At 32.3% G+C, this 15538-nt stretch carries 11 protein-coding genes and 2 pseudogenes; 4 read left to right on the top strand and 9 right to left on the bottom strand.

What is annotated here, in order from left to right; translation table 11 throughout:
• Positions 1–528 precede the first annotated feature (528 nt).
• On the top strand, positions 529–696 hold the full coding sequence (locus tag EKM02_RS14850) for a hypothetical protein (protein WP_158614762.1): 168 nt from the start codon (positions 529–531) through the stop codon (positions 694–696).
• Here EKM02_RS14850 and EKM02_RS14070 read toward each other — a convergent pair.
• From EKM02_RS14070 to EKM02_RS14035, 9 genes and pseudogenes are all read right to left on the bottom strand, one after another.
• Entirely contained in the window at positions 673–2163 is a 1491-nt protein-coding gene (locus EKM02_RS14070) for a hypothetical protein (protein WP_126456213.1), read from the bottom strand. The genes EKM02_RS14850 and EKM02_RS14070 overlap by 24 nt on opposite strands.
• 340 nt (positions 2164–2503) lie before the next feature.
• Positions 2504–4531, bottom strand: coding sequence for a heavy metal translocating P-type ATPase (locus tag EKM02_RS14065; RefSeq protein ID WP_126456210.1), 2028 nt, complete (start codon positions 4529–4531; stop codon positions 2504–2506).
• Between the two features lie 16 nt (positions 4532–4547).
• Positions 4548–4748, bottom strand: a pseudogene (locus EKM02_RS15125) (GDCCVxC domain-containing (seleno)protein); the annotation flags it as partial.
• A gap of 69 nt (positions 4749–4817) precedes the next feature.
• Positions 4818–5147, bottom strand: a pseudogene (locus EKM02_RS15120) (MerC domain-containing protein); the annotation flags it as partial.
• A gap of 26 nt (positions 5148–5173) precedes the next feature.
• A complete protein-coding gene (locus EKM02_RS14055) occupies positions 5174–6427 on the bottom strand; it encodes an efflux RND transporter periplasmic adaptor subunit (protein ID WP_126456207.1) in 1254 nt (417 codons plus the stop codon).
• Positions 6428–6438: 11 nt separating this feature from the next.
• Entirely contained in the window at positions 6439–10761 is a 4323-nt protein-coding gene (locus EKM02_RS14050; protein ID WP_126456205.1) for a CusA/CzcA family heavy metal efflux RND transporter, read from the bottom strand.
• Positions 10762–10909: 148 nt separating this feature from the next.
• Positions 10910–11227, bottom strand: a complete 318-nt coding sequence (locus tag EKM02_RS14045) for a DUF6660 family protein (RefSeq protein WP_317124996.1) — start codon at positions 11225–11227, stop codon at positions 10910–10912.
• 36 nt (positions 11228–11263) lie between these two features.
• Positions 11264–12508, bottom strand: a complete 1245-nt coding sequence (locus EKM02_RS14040) for a site-specific integrase (protein ID WP_126456201.1) — start codon at positions 12506–12508, stop codon at positions 11264–11266.
• Between the two features lie 373 nt (positions 12509–12881).
• Positions 12882–13334, bottom strand: coding sequence for a hypothetical protein (locus EKM02_RS14035; protein ID WP_126456199.1), 453 nt, complete (start codon positions 13332–13334; stop codon positions 12882–12884).
• Between the two features lie 127 nt (positions 13335–13461).
• On the opposite strand from EKM02_RS14035, the gene EKM02_RS14030 reads away from it, so the two are divergent.
• The 3 genes from EKM02_RS14030 to EKM02_RS14020 form a co-directional block, all read left to right on the top strand.
• Complete coding sequence (locus tag EKM02_RS14030) at positions 13462–13737, top strand: hypothetical protein (RefSeq protein ID WP_126456197.1); 276 nt, start codon at positions 13462–13464, stop codon at positions 13735–13737.
• Positions 13738–13746: 9 nt separating this feature from the next.
• On the top strand, positions 13747–13977 hold the full coding sequence (locus tag EKM02_RS14025; protein ID WP_126456195.1) for a hypothetical protein: 231 nt from the start codon (positions 13747–13749) through the stop codon (positions 13975–13977).
• Positions 13978–14280: 303 nt separating this feature from the next.
• A partial coding sequence (locus EKM02_RS14020; protein ID WP_234423205.1) for a CHC2 zinc finger domain-containing protein occupies positions 14281–15538 on the top strand: 1258 nt, incomplete at its 3' end.

The following is a 15538-nucleotide window of genomic DNA, read 5'->3' as shown; positions in this document are numbered from 1 at the left end:
TTGCAAAAACGTTTTTGCAAGTGTTTAATTAAATATTTTTATCTAATAATCTGTATCGGTTATTCAGGACAAGACAAGTTTTAGGTTGCTAATTTGATGCAATTATGACTAAATTTGCATTAAGAATACGATGAAGTCGTTTAAGCTTTTTTCCATTGGCTGTAAAATTGTCTTTTTATCCCATATTTCATCTTTTTTTTATTCCATAGCGCTGCTATGAAATAAAAAAAAGCTAAAATCTAGAACAAAAACTCTAATTTTTCGCTTCAATCAAAAAAGTTTAAACGACTTCAAATAGAGTTTAATCTCTATAAAATATATTGCGAAAGTTATTTAGGGCATCAGAAAACGACCAAACTTCTTATATCAGCCTACGAATAAACTGTTCGCCTTCGCTATGCGTGGGCTCGGTTTATCGTGGCTGTAGGTGCTTGGTCGTACCTCTGATGCTGGTGATCGATGTCCCACGCTGTTGTTTGTACCAAAACCAAAATGGGATTTTTTCGTATATCATAAAATGATATTGATATGAAAAATGAATTTGTAATTAGTCCCGAACTCAAACGATTTATGGAATTGCACAAAATTCCAAACATTACTTCGTTACTCCAAATAGAAGACGAAATACTGCTTGTAATGGATGGTTTTGGTTGGCGAATGATGCGAGAAGTTTTAGAACTTCGTGAGCCCAATTAGCTCTAATATTTTTTCTCTAACCGAAGTTTTAGTATTGCTTTCAACATTGTAATATTTGACTTTTATACTATCAACAGAGATTTTATCAGTCATACTTGTTTTAAAATTTTCTGAAATAAATCTAAAAACATCGGTTTGATTTTTATGCTTTATAATTCCTGCTTCCATCAATAATCCGAAGAAATAGCTTAATTGTGCCACTGACAAACCCGTCAAGAATTTTATCTTTTCTTCGTTGTTAGAGATATTTGTTAATTGATTGGCTTCGAGTTTGATTTTCTTGGTTAAATATTCGATTTCTTCTTCAATCCAATTTATAATTTGCTCTTTTAGTGGCGGTAAATTTGCTTTGTATTTTAAGAAATTCCTACTTTGTTTTTGATTATAATTTTTCATTAAACGATAAAGTACATCAATTTTTTGAATGTTGTTTTCTTGTACTTCTAATTCTTGTAAAATATTATAAGTCAAATATTTAAAAAACTGTAATGAGTTGAAATTTAACTCAAATAAACATTCACTTATAGTTTCTTCTGTACTATTTTCAAAATCAATTTGATGGTGTAATACTGAAATGAAATCGGAGCAATAATTGAAATCATAATAGGTTAATTTTTCTTGAATGTTGATTGTGGCAATTTTCAAAAGTGGCTCGTAAACCAATTTCAATAATTGATCACTAATATTACTTCCCAACAACCCCGATTTGAGTTCTTTAAGTTTGTGTGTAATTTCAAATTCTTTGACCAATATGGAACGGTACGGAATTTGGATGTTTACGTTAAGGTAATTTTTGAATTCCTTTTCAATAAAACGCAACAATTTTTCTAAATAAATATAGGTTATCTTCAAACAATCTATTTTGTCATAGTTTGCTGAAAATCTGTAAATATCTGATGAGTTTATAGGGTTAATGTCCTTTATTAAACGGTTTGCTAAATTTTCGAGTGCGTATTGTTTTTTATGGATGTATTGTTCAACTCGTTCTTTTGATTTGAAATTAAAGATAGTTTCCTTATTTATTTTTTTGATTTTATCATTTTCATTTTTCAATGAATGGTAACAATATAGAAAAAAGCGATGTTCATTCGAAAGTTTAGTAATATCAAAATCTTGTAAAATGTACAATGAAATACTATCGTTTTTTGAGTACCAGCGTAATAGGATATTGTGTTGATTTAGTTCTAATTTATCTACTATTTCGGGAATGTATTTTTCAAACTCTAAAACTGAATTGCACTCAATACAATCAATTTCCGCAACCTTTGGATGCAAATTATGGATTGGTTTTTTTGTAATATATTTTGTTTCGCCGTTTTGTTTCAAAAAATTAACCTTATAAATCAAAAAGCTCTCATCGGAACAATTTTCAAGAAAAGCCACAAAATCATTATCAAAAACTATTTTTGGATTTTTGATTTCTTTTAGAATTCTATCGTAGGTTTCTAGAATGTATTTTGGCTTCATATATTATTAGAAGTGTAGAACTTTAGGTTTCAGTTAAAAAATTACGATTAAATTTTCAACTGATTTAATAGTAATTTCGATGGCTTTTTCACAGCGTTTTATAGCGTCGTCTATTTCTAAATCAACGGATTTTAGTTGTTCATTAAGATTAAATAGTAATAGATTTATTTTTGAGTTCAAATTTTCTGTAAATAAGTTAATTGAAAGTAATAATTTAATAAAGCACTAAATAAATAATGCTTTATTAACTTTGAGTTTCGCAATTTAAATTACCAAATGCAATTACTATTTCTCTATATAATGGATTGAAAAAGCTATATCAAACTAAAATATTTTAGACCTAAAACTTCATTCTCTGAATCCTAACGGCATTTAAGATTGCCAACAATGCCACACCAACATCGGCAAAAACTGCTTCCCACATTGTAGCTAATCCTCCAGCACCGAGCACCAAAACAATAGCTTTTACTGCAAATGCCAAACCAATGTTTTGATAGACAATTTGTTTGGTTTTTTTACCAATATTTATAGCTGTGTATATTTTATAAGGTTGGTCATTTTGAATTACTATGTCGGCCGTTTCTATTGTTGCATCGCTTCCTAAACCTCCCATTGCAATTCCTGCATCAGCAAGCGCAACTACCGGTGCATCATTTACTCCGTCACCAACAAAAGCAATGTGTAAATGTTCCTTTTTGAGTGCTTCTACTTTCTGAACTTTATGTTCGGGTAATAAATCCCCAAAAGCCTGGTCAATGTTTAGTTCTTTGGCAACAGCATCAACAACGGCTTGTTTGTCCCCCGAAAGCATCACTGTTTTTACATTTATTCTATGTAAACTTTCGATAGCTTGTTTGGCATCTTCTTTTATTTCGTCTGCAATTAGAAAATAGCCAGAATATTTTTGATTGATGGCAATAACGATAATCGTGAAAGGTGTATTGTCGATTTCGGCATCATAACTGATATTGAATTTCTTCATCAGTTTTACATTTCCTGCCAAGATTTCGTTTCCATCTACTTTGCCTTTTAATCCGTGTCCTGCAATTTCTTCGACATCGGTAACGGTTGCATTTTTCTCTGTTCCTTTTGCATATTCAATAATAGCTGTTCCAACGGGATGAGTTGATTTGGTTTCTAATGCAGCCGTAAATTTTACTAAATCAGCTTCGGAAATATCCACTGATATGACTTTTTGAACTTTGAAAACACCTTTGGTCAGTGTTCCTGTTTTATCCATAACGACCACTTGAATGGTTGCCATTATATCCAGAAAATTAGATCCTTTGACTAGAATTCCATTTTTACTTGCTGCACCAATTCCACCAAAATATCCTAACGGAATGGAGATTACCAATGCACAAGGACAGGAAATAACCAAAAAGATTAAGGCTCTGTATAACCAATCTCTGAATACATAATTATCGAGAAAAAGCATTGGCAACACGCAAATTGCAATGGCTAAAAACACCACTATTGGTGTGTATATTTTGGCAAATTTCCGAATGAATAATTCGGTTGGTGCTTTTTTGGCGGTTGCTTCCTGCACCATTTCCAAGATTTTTGAGAGCTTACTATCTGAATAAGCCGTTGTTACTTCGACCAAAACAACAGTATTAAGATTTATCATTCCGGCAAGAACGGTTTCGTCTTTTTGTTTGGTGTCGGGCTTGCTTTCTCCTGTTAGAGCTGACGTGTTGAACGAAGCGGTGTCAGAAATTAACTTTCCGTCCAGTGCCAGTTTTTCTCCAGGTTTTAATTGAATGATTTCTCCAATGGATATTTCGGAAGCTTTTTTTACAGTCGCCTTTTCTCCATTCATTACTGTTGCTTCATCCGGTCTTTGATCCAATAATAATTTGATGTTCTTTTTTGCCCTTTGAACTGCCAATGTTTGAAATACTTCGCCAACTGCATAAAACAGCATCACGGCAACACCTTCTGGATATTCACCAATGGCAAATGCTCCAATAGTTGCGATACCCATTAATAGAAATTCTGAAAATATTTCACCTTTTCGGATGCTTTCAAAAGCCTCTTTTAGCACAGGAATACCAACAGGTAAGTAGGCAACCGCATACCAAGCAATACGTACCCAAGCTGTAAACCAAGTTTGTGGAAAATAGTTGTCAAAACCAATGGCAACAAGTAATAGTGTAAAACTTATGATTGCTGGTAGAAACATTCGAAGCGTGGTTTGGTCTTTATCTAAATGGTCGTGCTCGTGACCATCATCGTCTGAATGATTTTCTGGTTCATTGTGAGTGGAACAACATCCGGTTTGTTTGTCGGTTTTACGATTTATTTTTTCCTCTAATGTGCAGCAAAGCTGTTTGCCACTTTCATCGTATTTGTGTTGGTGTTTCATTTTGTTTTGATATTAATTAACAACAATTATCTCCTGTTTGTATTGGTGGACATTTTACCGAACCGTAGCTGCAATAAACACAACAATCTCCCTCTAATGGTTTGAGTATTGTTTTGCACTTTTCACATTCGTAAAAGAATTGACAAGCATCGGTTGGCATTATTTCTTCTTTCCTGTAACCACAGTTGGGGCAAGTTAAAGTTGATTTTAATTCAACTGTTTTCCCTTCATAGGTTGTACAACTCTCGCAATTTCCTTGTAATTTGTTTCGGTAATAATTTACCCCTGTAGCTATTAAAATTCCAAACATTCCCAGATAAATAAGTGAAGTATTGCTATTGGTAAAAAAGGCATAATTTATTACAATTGCGCTTGGTATAGCAATTAACAAAGGAAGCAAACTGCGATGTTTGTAATATGAAATAATTAAACCAATAATAGAAATCATTACCATTATTAATAATATCCGCATTGTCCATCCGCCAAACAATTCAAAACTTCCTAATCCAAGTGCAGATGTTCCGAAAGCAAATAATGGAAAACAACAAGGGGAAAATAGGGTGGTGATAAAAAGCCCAATTGTTCCAAATTTGTCTATGTTAGATTTTATTTTCATAATAGATAGTATGAAGGGTATTGATATTATTCTTCCCCTTTGTTTGTCAATTTTGCATTTACAAAGAATGCGCCTTTTGTTACGATTTTTGCATTTGATGGAATATCCTTTACTAACGTGATTGCGGTATAACCCATATTAGAAACTCCTTTTACTACTTCTATTTTTTCGAAATTAGTGTTTTTTGGCTCTTGTTCTTTATCTTTTGTTTCGGTTTCTTTGGCTACTTCTCCTTCTTCTGGTTTTTCTTCTTCGGCTTTTTTATTGGTGACCACAAAAATATAGTCTTTGCCGTCTGCGCTCACTATAGCATCATTTGGAACAGCGTTAGTAGTCACATCATTTAAACTGACAATTGCGGTGATATTCATTCCGTCAATTAGTCCTGATTTATTGCCTTGAACAGTGGCGTGAACGGGTATGCTTTTACTATCGTTTTCAAAAGAAGCACCTATTGAATATACTTTTGCATTATAATCTTCGCCTGAATTATTAGTTATTCTAAAATGAATAATTTGTCCCACTTTTAGCATTGGTAAATCCTTTTCAAACACATTCAAATCCAAATGTAATTGTGAGTTATCCACGATTTCAGCAACTGGAGAGGAGACATCCACATAACTTCCAATTTTAGAAAAGACATTGCTGATGGTGCCGTTTATAGGACTTGTTACGGACAAAGCAGAACGTAAATTGGTATTGTTTAAACTATTTGGATTGATGCCCATCAGCTGGATTTGTTGTTGCAAAGAAGCTTTACGAGTTCTTATTGCTTTTAGTTCCGCATTGGCGCTTTGGTAATTTTTTAAAGCTCCAGCGTTTCCTTCGTTAAGTTCTTTTTGTCTTGCCACTTCTTGTTCCGCAAAGGTGATTTTACTGGATGTACTCAAATATTCTTCCTGTAATTGTATGAATTGCGGGTTAGCGATTGTGGCAATTACTTGTCCTTTTTTTACAAAATCTCCTAATTGTACATTAATACTTTTAACTACGCCACCATAAAGTGATGTTACATTCGCTTTGTTATTATTAGGCACTCGTAGTGCTCCATTGGCTTTGAGAGTAGCCGTTAATTGCTTTTGTTCAATAGTACCGTATTGAATATCTACCGTTTTGATTTGCTCGGCTGTGAGTGAAGCTATTGTTGACTCGGCTTCTTCGGTTGTTACTTTATGTTCCTCTTCTTGGAATTTATTTTCTTTACTGCCGCAAGAAATTAGTATGAGGCAAGAAGTTATTAGTAAAAGGGACTTTATATATTTTGTTTTTAAAGATTTCATTTTATTAGCTTTTATTTGTTTGTGAAATAATTGTATTCGATAATGGCTTGGTTATACGCATTTAGATTGTCTAAATAATTTTTCCGTATTTCGATGGCTTGGCTCAAATACAATGAAAAATCGGCGTAACTAATTTCTCCGGCACGATAGGATTGATTAGCGGCTTTTATGATTTCGTCCGCCTGTTGCAAACCCGAAGTTTCATAAAATTGTAAACCCGACACGCTTTTTTCTACTTCAGTTTGCCTTTGTGACAAAGAAAATTTCAGTATTTGTGTCTGGTATTGCAATTGTTGTTCCTGCATTTCTTTTTCAGTTTTGGCAGCTTTTATTTTATTGCTGTTGGCACCTGTTCCGAAAATAGGAAATGAAGTAGCTATTGAAAAACCGCTATAAGGATCTTCAAGCCCATATAGTTTTTGAGAAAAAACCCGACCTGTAAATTCGGGGAGGCGATTGCTTTTTTGGATTGCGATTTCACTATTGGCAATTTGTACATTTTGCTGCAATAAAAGAAGATTTGGATGGTTTTCAGTTTCATTTTGAAACCCATATTCTAACTTTTCTAACGATTTTGAAAGAGGTAAAATTACTTCTGAACTATTCAATAATTGCATTAATGCTTGTTGTTGCACCAGCATTTCTTTTTGAAGTTGTATGATGTTAGTTTCAATTTCTTTCAGTTTCACATTAGCCGAAATTTTTTCGATACCGGCACTTTCTCCTGTTTTTACTTTTAGAATTGTAGTTTTTAACAATCCAATGTAAATGCTATCTAATCGTTGATACAAAGCCTTCTTGTCCTGTAAATACCACAATTGATAATATACCGAACGGATATTTTTTTTCAGCTCTGTATTGATTACTTCCTTGTTGTATTCGAAGTATTTTGTTTGTTCCCGATAGTAATTTTTCTTGGCTTGGTTTACTTGCGGCATATAGAAACTTTGCTGTAGACCAATTTTCAATACCCCCGTTTTATCAGTAGGTCGCAAATCTTCATTTTCTACAAATATTCCCGTTTTGGGAAATTCCTTGTTTCCTTTTATCAAAAACTGGTTTTTGGTGATTTGAGATTGATTGATGTTGTATTGCAAATTGTCTTTTAAGCCCAAATTCAGTACTTCATCAATAGATTTTCGGGATTGTGCCTGACCGTTATTGAATGAAAATAATAATCCAATAACTAAAATAGTTGTGATTGATTTCATTGCTGGTTTTCTTCTTAATTTAATTTTTGTGTTGAATATTATATACAGCAAAGGCAAAACAAATAAGGTTAAAAATGTAGCGGAGAGTAATCCACCAATAACAACAGTTGCCAATGGTTTTTGGACTTCGGCACCCGCACTGTGTGACATTGCCATCGGTAAAAATCCTAACGATGCTACGGTAGCCGTCATTAAAACTGGTCGGAGTCTTATTTTTGTTCCTTCAATAACTCGTTTTATAACATCATCCCAACCTTCTTTTTCGAGTTGGTTGAATGTGCCGACTAATACTATTCCATTTAATACTGCAACACCAAACAATGCAATAAATCCAATTCCTGCCGAAATACTAAAAGGCATTCCACGAATGAGTAATGCAAATACGCCACCAATGGCACTCATAGGGATTGCTGAAAATATTAAACTGGCTTGTTTCATTGAATTGAATGTAAAATACAGAAGCATAAAAATCAGCAGTAAAGAAATAGGAACAGCAATCATCAAACGATTGGATGCTTTTTGTAAGTTCTCGAAAGTTCCCCCATAGGTAAAATAATAACCGGATGGCAATTTTACTTTTGTAGCTAACTTATCTTGAATTTCTTTTACTACACTTTGAACGTCTCTATCTTGTATATTAAAACCAATTACAATTCTACGTTTTCCTGCTTCACGGCTTATTTGTGCTGGTCCTAGTTTAAAATCTACTTTTGCTACTTGTGATAATGGTATTTGATTGCCACTAGGTGTTGGTATTAATAAATCATTTACATCATCAATACTTCTTCTTGACGTACTGTCTAATCGTACCACTAAATCAAATTTCCGTTCGTTTTCGTAAACTACACCTGCTGCTTTTCCGGCAAAAGCAGTACTCACGATACTGTTTATGTCTTCTACATTTAGACCATAATTCGCAATTCGCAAACGGTCATATTCGATATTGATTTGTGGCAATCCATCGACTTGCTCTACTTGAGGTGATGAAACACCTTTTACTTTTACAATTACACTTTCGACTTTTTTGGCATATACAGAAAGACTATCCAAGTTTTCGCCAAATATTTTTATGGCAACATCTTGTTTAATACCTGTCATTAATTCATTGAAGCGCATTTGAATGGGTTGACTTTTTTCGATAAAAACACCGGGTATCACGCTTAATTTTTCTTCAATGGCATCGCCCAATTCTTCATAAGATCTACCGGATTTCCATTCGCTTTGCGGTTTGAGAATAATCATTAAATCAGTTGCTCCCGGTGGCATTGGGTCAGTAGGTACTTCTCCAGCACCAGTTTTACCTACCACAATTTTTACTTCATCAAATTGTTTTGCAATTCTTGCTCCTTGCATAGAAGTTTCTATACTTTGGGATAAAGAAGTTTCTAGTGGCATTTTAAATTCAAATGCATAATCTCCTTCGGCTAAATTTGGAATAAACTCGCCACCCATTTTGCTAAAAATAAAAAAGGTAACTAATAGTAATGCGACAGTAAGACCAACGACTTTGTATTTTATTTCAATAACTTTTACTAAAAGAGGTTCGTATTTTTTATATAAGAAATCCATCATCTTATCCGAAAATGTTCTCTTGTGACTGATTTGTTTTGGTAAAAACAAGGCACTCATCATTGGAATATAGGTTAACGAAAGTATCATTGCGCCAATAATTGCAAACGAAACCGTTTTTGCCATTGGTCCAAACATTTTTCCTTCAATTCCCACTAAAGATAAGATAGGAAAATAGACTATCATAATAATGATTTGCCCAAATGCAGCACTACTCATCATTTTTTTAGCACTATTTTCTACAGCAATATCCATTTGAGGTTGCGTGAGTTTTACTTTGCTCTTATTGTGTTCTAGAAAATATAAGGAAGCTTCCACGATAATAACGGCACCATCTACAATTAAACCGAAATCTATTGCGCCCAAACTCATTAGATTTGCACTTACTCCAAAAATTTTCATCAATCCCAATGCAAAAAGCATTGAAAGTGGTATTGCAGAAGCTACAATAAGTCCCGCACGTAAGTTTCCGAGAAATAACACCAATACAAAAATTACAATTAATGCACCTTCAATCAGGTTTTTTTCAACGGTTGAAATGGCACGGTTTACAAATGTACTTCTGTCTATAAATGGCTCAACGATTACATCATCAGGTAATGATTTTTGTATGATAAGCATTTTGTCTTTTACCCTTTGTACGACTTCATTACTGTTTGCACCTTTTAGCATCATCACAATACCACCAACTGCATCTACTTTTCCGTTATAAGTCATTGCGCCATAACGTACTGCGCTACCAAACTTCACGTCGGCAACATCTTTTATAAAAATTGGAACGCTGTTTGGGTTGCTCTTTACAACAATATTTCTTACGTCTTCTAAAGAAGTAACTAGACCAACTCCGCGAATAAAGTAGGCACTTGGTTTTTTGTCAATGTATGCACCACCTGTGTTTTGATTGTTTTTTTCTAAAGCATTGAAAATGTCAGGAATAGTTACTCCCATCGCTTTTAAACGATTTGGGTTAACGCCCACTTCATATTGTTTTAATTTCCCTCCAAAACTATTTATTTCAGCAATTCCAGGAGTTCCGTTAAGCTGTCTTGTTACTATCCAGTCTTGCATAGAACGCAAGTCCATTGCGGAATATTTATTTTCACTTCCTTTTTTTGGATGCAAAATATATTGATACACTTCACCAAGTCCTGTACTTACTGGTCCTAACTCTGGAGTACCTATGCCTTGAGGAATCTGACTAATGGCTTCTTTTAGTCGTTCACTAATTAATTGACGTGCAAAATAAATATTTACATCATCATCAAAAACGACTGTAATTACAGATAAACCAAATCGAGAAATACTACGGGTTTCTTCTAAATCGGGAAGATTTGCAATGCTTTGTTCTATTGGAAAAGTTACTAATTGTTCTACTTCTTGCCCTGCCAAGGTTGGGCAAAGAGTAATAATTTGTACCTGATTATTTGTAATATCTGGTACGGCATCAATAGGTAATTTGGATGCACTCCAAACTCCCCAAATGATGAGAAATAAAGTCATCAAACCAATGATGAATTTATTATTTATACTAAAATGAATGATTTTGTCTAACACTATTGAAAATGATTAATGTTTAATATTGATTTATAAATCACAGCACTTGAATATTTCAAATACTGTAAAGTGATTAATGAAAATTAATAGTTTGATTAATGCACAAGTCATTAATCGCTATTTATTTTAAACATTAATCAAAAAAAAATTAAGCATTAATTTGTGGCGGTTGCCAAATGCTTCCGTAGAAATTGGAAGTAAGAATTGATTTGTATTCTGCTGTTTTTTTGTCAATTAGAATTTTGACAGAAAATAAATTATAAGCATAAACAGTATTGTAAGCGAAACCTTGACAACCGCAGCAGTTGCATATACACAAAGGCGAACAAGCATCTTTGTCTTGATGTTGGGTTGATTGATTGCTGATTATCAATTTATTATACGACACATCCTGCTCCATATCTGCGCAAGGCATACACGAAAGTATTAGTAAAATGATTGATAATATGGCGTTTGTAAGTTTCAAGACGGTAAAAATAAGATTTTTTTTTAAACATTTGCATTAATCCACTTTTTTTGTTGTTAATGGTAATGTAATTGCAAACTTATCTCTCAATATTTTCATATCCTCGCTAACTTTTTTATCTAAAATTTTGGCGTAATGTTGCGTTGTTTGGATGTTTTTATGACCAAGCATTTTACTTACGCTTTCAATCGGAACGCCATTTGTAAGCGTAACAGTCGTTGCAAAAGTGTGTCGGGCAATATGGAAGGTTAATTCTTTTTCAATCTCGCAAACGCCAGCAATTTCTTTTAAATAGGCATTCATTTTTTGATTTGTCAATATTGGCAAAAGTCTGTCTTCGTTATTGCTTTTCGGGTGATCCAAATACTTATCGATAATCATTTGCGTTACTGGAAGAATTGGGATTTTAGAGGCGGTTTCCGTTTTCTGTCTGTGGGTAAATATCCACTTCTCGCCATCAATTCCGATGCTTATATGCGATTTTGTTAAGTTTTTGACATCTATATAAGCCAATCCAGTAAAGCAGCTAAAAAGGAAGATATCGCGCACTAGCGATAGCCTTTCGGTTTTAAAATCTTTATTGATGATGTTTTGTATTTCTTCTTCAGATAAATAAACTCTCTCAACTTCTTTAACTTTCGATTTATAATTCGCAAATGGATTTTTGTCGAGCCAGTCATTGGCCAGACAAAGCTTGATTATTTTGCTGAAATTCTTGATGTATTTCACCGCTGTGTTGTTGGCGCAATTTCTAACACTTCTTAACCAAAATTCATAATCAGTTACAAAAGCGTGATCTATTTTGTGTATCTCGATATCGGAAACTTTGTATTTCCATTGTAGAAATTCTATAGTATGGCTTAACGATGTTTTGTATCGTTCTAATGTTCCTGGTGCATATTCTTTGCCAACCAGTTCTTTAATTTTGTTGTTGTGATCTTGGAAGATTGGAATTAGCATTCGTTTAGTTTCAGTAGCACCAAACAATTCATTCTTCAAATTTTCAGAAGAAACTTTTATGTCTTTTTTGAATAATCTTTTTTCGGCTTCTAAAACTTGATTTTTCAAATAATCCAGATGGCTATTTATTGTTCTAGCTTCTTCATTTGTACCCTTGACTTTAGCACCTTCCGATGACCATCTTTCAGGATTTACGTACTTGCTTGCACTAAACTCAAATCGTTTGGCTTGGATTGTTACTCTTGCATAAATAGGGCAGATGCCTTCATTGTTGACTTTTGATCTCTTGATATAAAAGAGAATTGATACAGTAGTGTTCATAAGTGGTAACCTTTTAGTTATTATTAAATTTAAAATTTCTAATAATTACAAACAAGATGTACATATTTTGAATATGTTGTTGAACACCTTATTGTACTGGTGGTTTTCTGTAAGAGGTGTCACTTAAATTTTTATAATTTAGTGACACCTCGAAAGACACCAAAACTTTGAGATTAAATGAATAATTTGATAATCCTAGAAACGAAAAAACCCACTAAATCGTTGAATTTAGTGGGTTTTGTAACCATTTGTATTTCTACTGGCGGAGAAAGAGGGAAACTCTTTTTGTCTTTTTAAAAAATTAAGTTATTGATTTTTATGTATTTACAAGCATATTAAAAGTTAGTATTATTGAGTTTTGTTCACTTTTTGTTCACGGTAGATTTTCAGGATCAACATTCTTATATATTGTATTTTGTTCAATAATATTTAATTCTAGCTCAATCATATTTTTTTGATAAGTTAACAATGATTTTATGTATTTTTCACATTCTTCTATTTTCTTCTTTAACTCTATTATTTTTTGTTTTTGATTTTTAATCTCTGTTTCAATTGAAATAGGTGGTGTGTAATATGGATTAAGTATATCTACAATATGTTTTTCATTAATATCTTCAGGACCATTATAAGTATGGATATAAGAAATTATTTCGTTTAATGAACTTTCATGTGGGTTTTTTGCAATTCCTTTTAAAATTCTTGCAATTCCAGCCTCTGTTAAATTTGTATTGCTTGCAATATTATAAGCAGATATGGAGAAATCATAAACTGTAGTTTTTATATATTCTAATTTTTGTTGTTTGCTAATTTTTTTTGAATCAATCATAATATATTTAAAAATATTACAAATACGATATTAGTATCGTTATTTGTGTTATATTTGTATTGTTAAAAATGTACGTACATTTTTATTCTTCATCAAAATTACAAAAATAATAGCAAATATTATAAATATGAATATTTTAAAAAACAATATTCCATATGTGAATATTACAAATAGAGAAAAAGTTACAGTAGCTCGTTTCGAAACTTATGTAAAATGCGCAACTGTTTTACGAGAATATTTTTTTTTAGGATTTAAATCTTATGAATCCTTTAGAACGATCGTAATTTTTTATTATCCCGAAATTAATTCATTAAAACTGAAAAAGTTTTGGAATTGTGTTTTACTTGATAAAGAGGTGAGGAGATGTGTTGAAATCGTTCTTGAAAAATTAAAAAAAGTATAATAGACGATTATGGAAAAAACAATAACCATATCAATCGAAAAATATAATGTCTTGCGGGAGGCTTTTAAGCAGGCTGTCGAAATTATTGACAGTCTTGGTAATGATAAGGGTAATGCAGCTGATCGCAAAGCCCTTAAACTGCCACCAAAGGAAACTAAGACTGAAAAAATCAATAAATATAAACTTATGATTTCAACCGGTACTCGAGCTAAAAAACCCGATTATTTGAAAAAGCAATAATATTACTTAAATGTAAATAGCAAAAAATCATGTCAGGGGGTAATAAATATTGAGTACCATTTTTAAGAGTTTTTTTATAAAAAACTCAATCTTAAATAATCGATGGTATTTTTTTTTAATGATCCTAAAACTCAAAAAAAGATTCCTATCAAACTTCCCAAAATGATCTTTTATATTCAAATCATTTTGGGTTTTTTTTTGCACATTTCTATAATTAATACTATAGAAACCAACTTAAAATATTTATAAATAACAAAAAGCCGTTGCAACTCGAATTGCAATGGCTTATAAAATTATTAGTTTATGGAAAACTATATGTTAAGCAAAGATACAATTTTGCAATATATTTCACAAGAAGAAATTTACTTGAAATTTCTGGGACTAAATAAATTTCCTAAAAGAAATATTTCAAGTCCTTTTACAGCGGATAAAAACCCATCGTTTTCATTGTATAAAGAAGGATCGGAAACAAAATATAAATGCCATAGTTCAGGGTTTAGTGGCGATGTTTGGCAATTTGTTGCTGACCTTTTTCAACTCAATAGCAAAACCCAATTTATTGAAGTATTGGAAAAGGTTGTAAAGGAAAATAATCTTCCATTGCAAAATCAAAACAAAAAAACAGATATAAATTCAAAAAAAAGTCAAAATTTCATAAAGACGAGCAATACTGTTGCAAACAATAGAGAGTCCTCAAAGATTTCTGTGCAAACAAGAGACTTTACTGAATTGGATTTGCAATGGTGGGAAAAATTTGGAGTTAAAAAAACAATACTCAAAAAATACAATGTACACTCAATTTTAAATTATAGCTGGAGTGGAAAAAGTCCTATTTATACAAAAAAAGAAAGTGTTGCTTTTGCTTTTGAACTCGAAAATAATTTTAAATTATACATTCCTAATCAAGCTGAGATAGGAATTTCAAAAAACTTTTTACCTCCTTTTAAAAAAGGAATATTTGGATTTGAACAATTAGGAACAGCAAAAAAAGAAAATATAATTATTTGCGAGGGAGAAAAAGATGTTATTGTTGCCAATTCAAAAGGATTTAATGCAGTTACTTTTGGAAGCGGTTCAACGACTATTAAGAAAGAAAGTATTAAGTCCCTGCATTTCCTTTGCAAAAACTTATTTGTGTGTTTTGATGCGGACGATACAGGCATTATTGACATGCAAAAACTAACACAATTAAATTCTAATATTATTCCTATATATCTCCCAAGAAATGAAAATATTAAAGGATATGATTTAACTGATTATTTTCAAGAACACACAATCCAGGATTTCCAAAAGATAATTGATTTGGCTGTAAAAAATAATAGTGTAGATGATATTACAAAAATTGAGAACCCAACAATTTTTCACATTGTTGAAGATTATTTGTCTAAAAAGTATGATTTACGTTATAATACGATTGCTTTAGAAATTGAAACAACTATAAAAAGTAGTAATAATTGGGACATTTGCAACGAAAATAGTCTTTGTGGATATTCCGCTGCAAAGTGCACCACGATTCCGCTGCAAAGTACACCACCCATTCCGCTGCAAAGTACACCACCCA

The organism is Flavobacterium sp. RSP49 (genome assembly GCF_003968735.1).
Lineage (GTDB): Bacteria > Bacteroidota > Bacteroidia > Flavobacteriales > Flavobacteriaceae > Flavobacterium.
The sequence above is the reverse complement of the archived record's forward strand: the minus strand, read 5'-3'. Positions and strand labels throughout refer to the sequence as shown.

What these genes read in the sequence shown, in the direction of transcription:
- EKM02_RS14850 (WP_158614762.1), top strand. Translation starts at nt 529, where the DNA reads ATGAAAAATGAATTTGTAATTAGTCCCGAACTCAAACGATTTATGGAA.
- EKM02_RS14040 (WP_126456201.1), bottom strand. Translation starts at nt 12,508, where the DNA reads ATGAACACTACTGTATCAATTCTCTTTTATATCAAGAGATCAAAAGTC.
- EKM02_RS14025 (WP_126456195.1), top strand. Translation starts at nt 13,747, where the DNA reads ATGGAAAAAACAATAACCATATCAATCGAAAAATATAATGTCTTGCGG.
- EKM02_RS14055 (WP_126456207.1), bottom strand. Translation starts at nt 6,427, where the DNA reads ATGAAATCTTTAAAAACAAAATATATAAAGTCCCTTTTACTAATAACT.
- EKM02_RS14030 (WP_126456197.1), top strand. Translation starts at nt 13,462, where the DNA reads ATGAATATTTTAAAAAACAATATTCCATATGTGAATATTACAAATAGA.
- EKM02_RS14070 (WP_126456213.1), bottom strand. Translation starts at nt 2,163, where the DNA reads ATGAAGCCAAAATACATTCTAGAAACCTACGATAGAATTCTAAAAGAA.
- EKM02_RS14035 (WP_126456199.1), bottom strand. Translation starts at nt 13,334, where the DNA reads ATGATTGATTCAAAAAAAATTAGCAAACAACAAAAATTAGAATATATA.
- EKM02_RS14065 (WP_126456210.1), bottom strand. Translation starts at nt 4,531, where the DNA reads ATGAAACACCAACACAAATACGATGAAAGTGGCAAACAGCTTTGCTGC.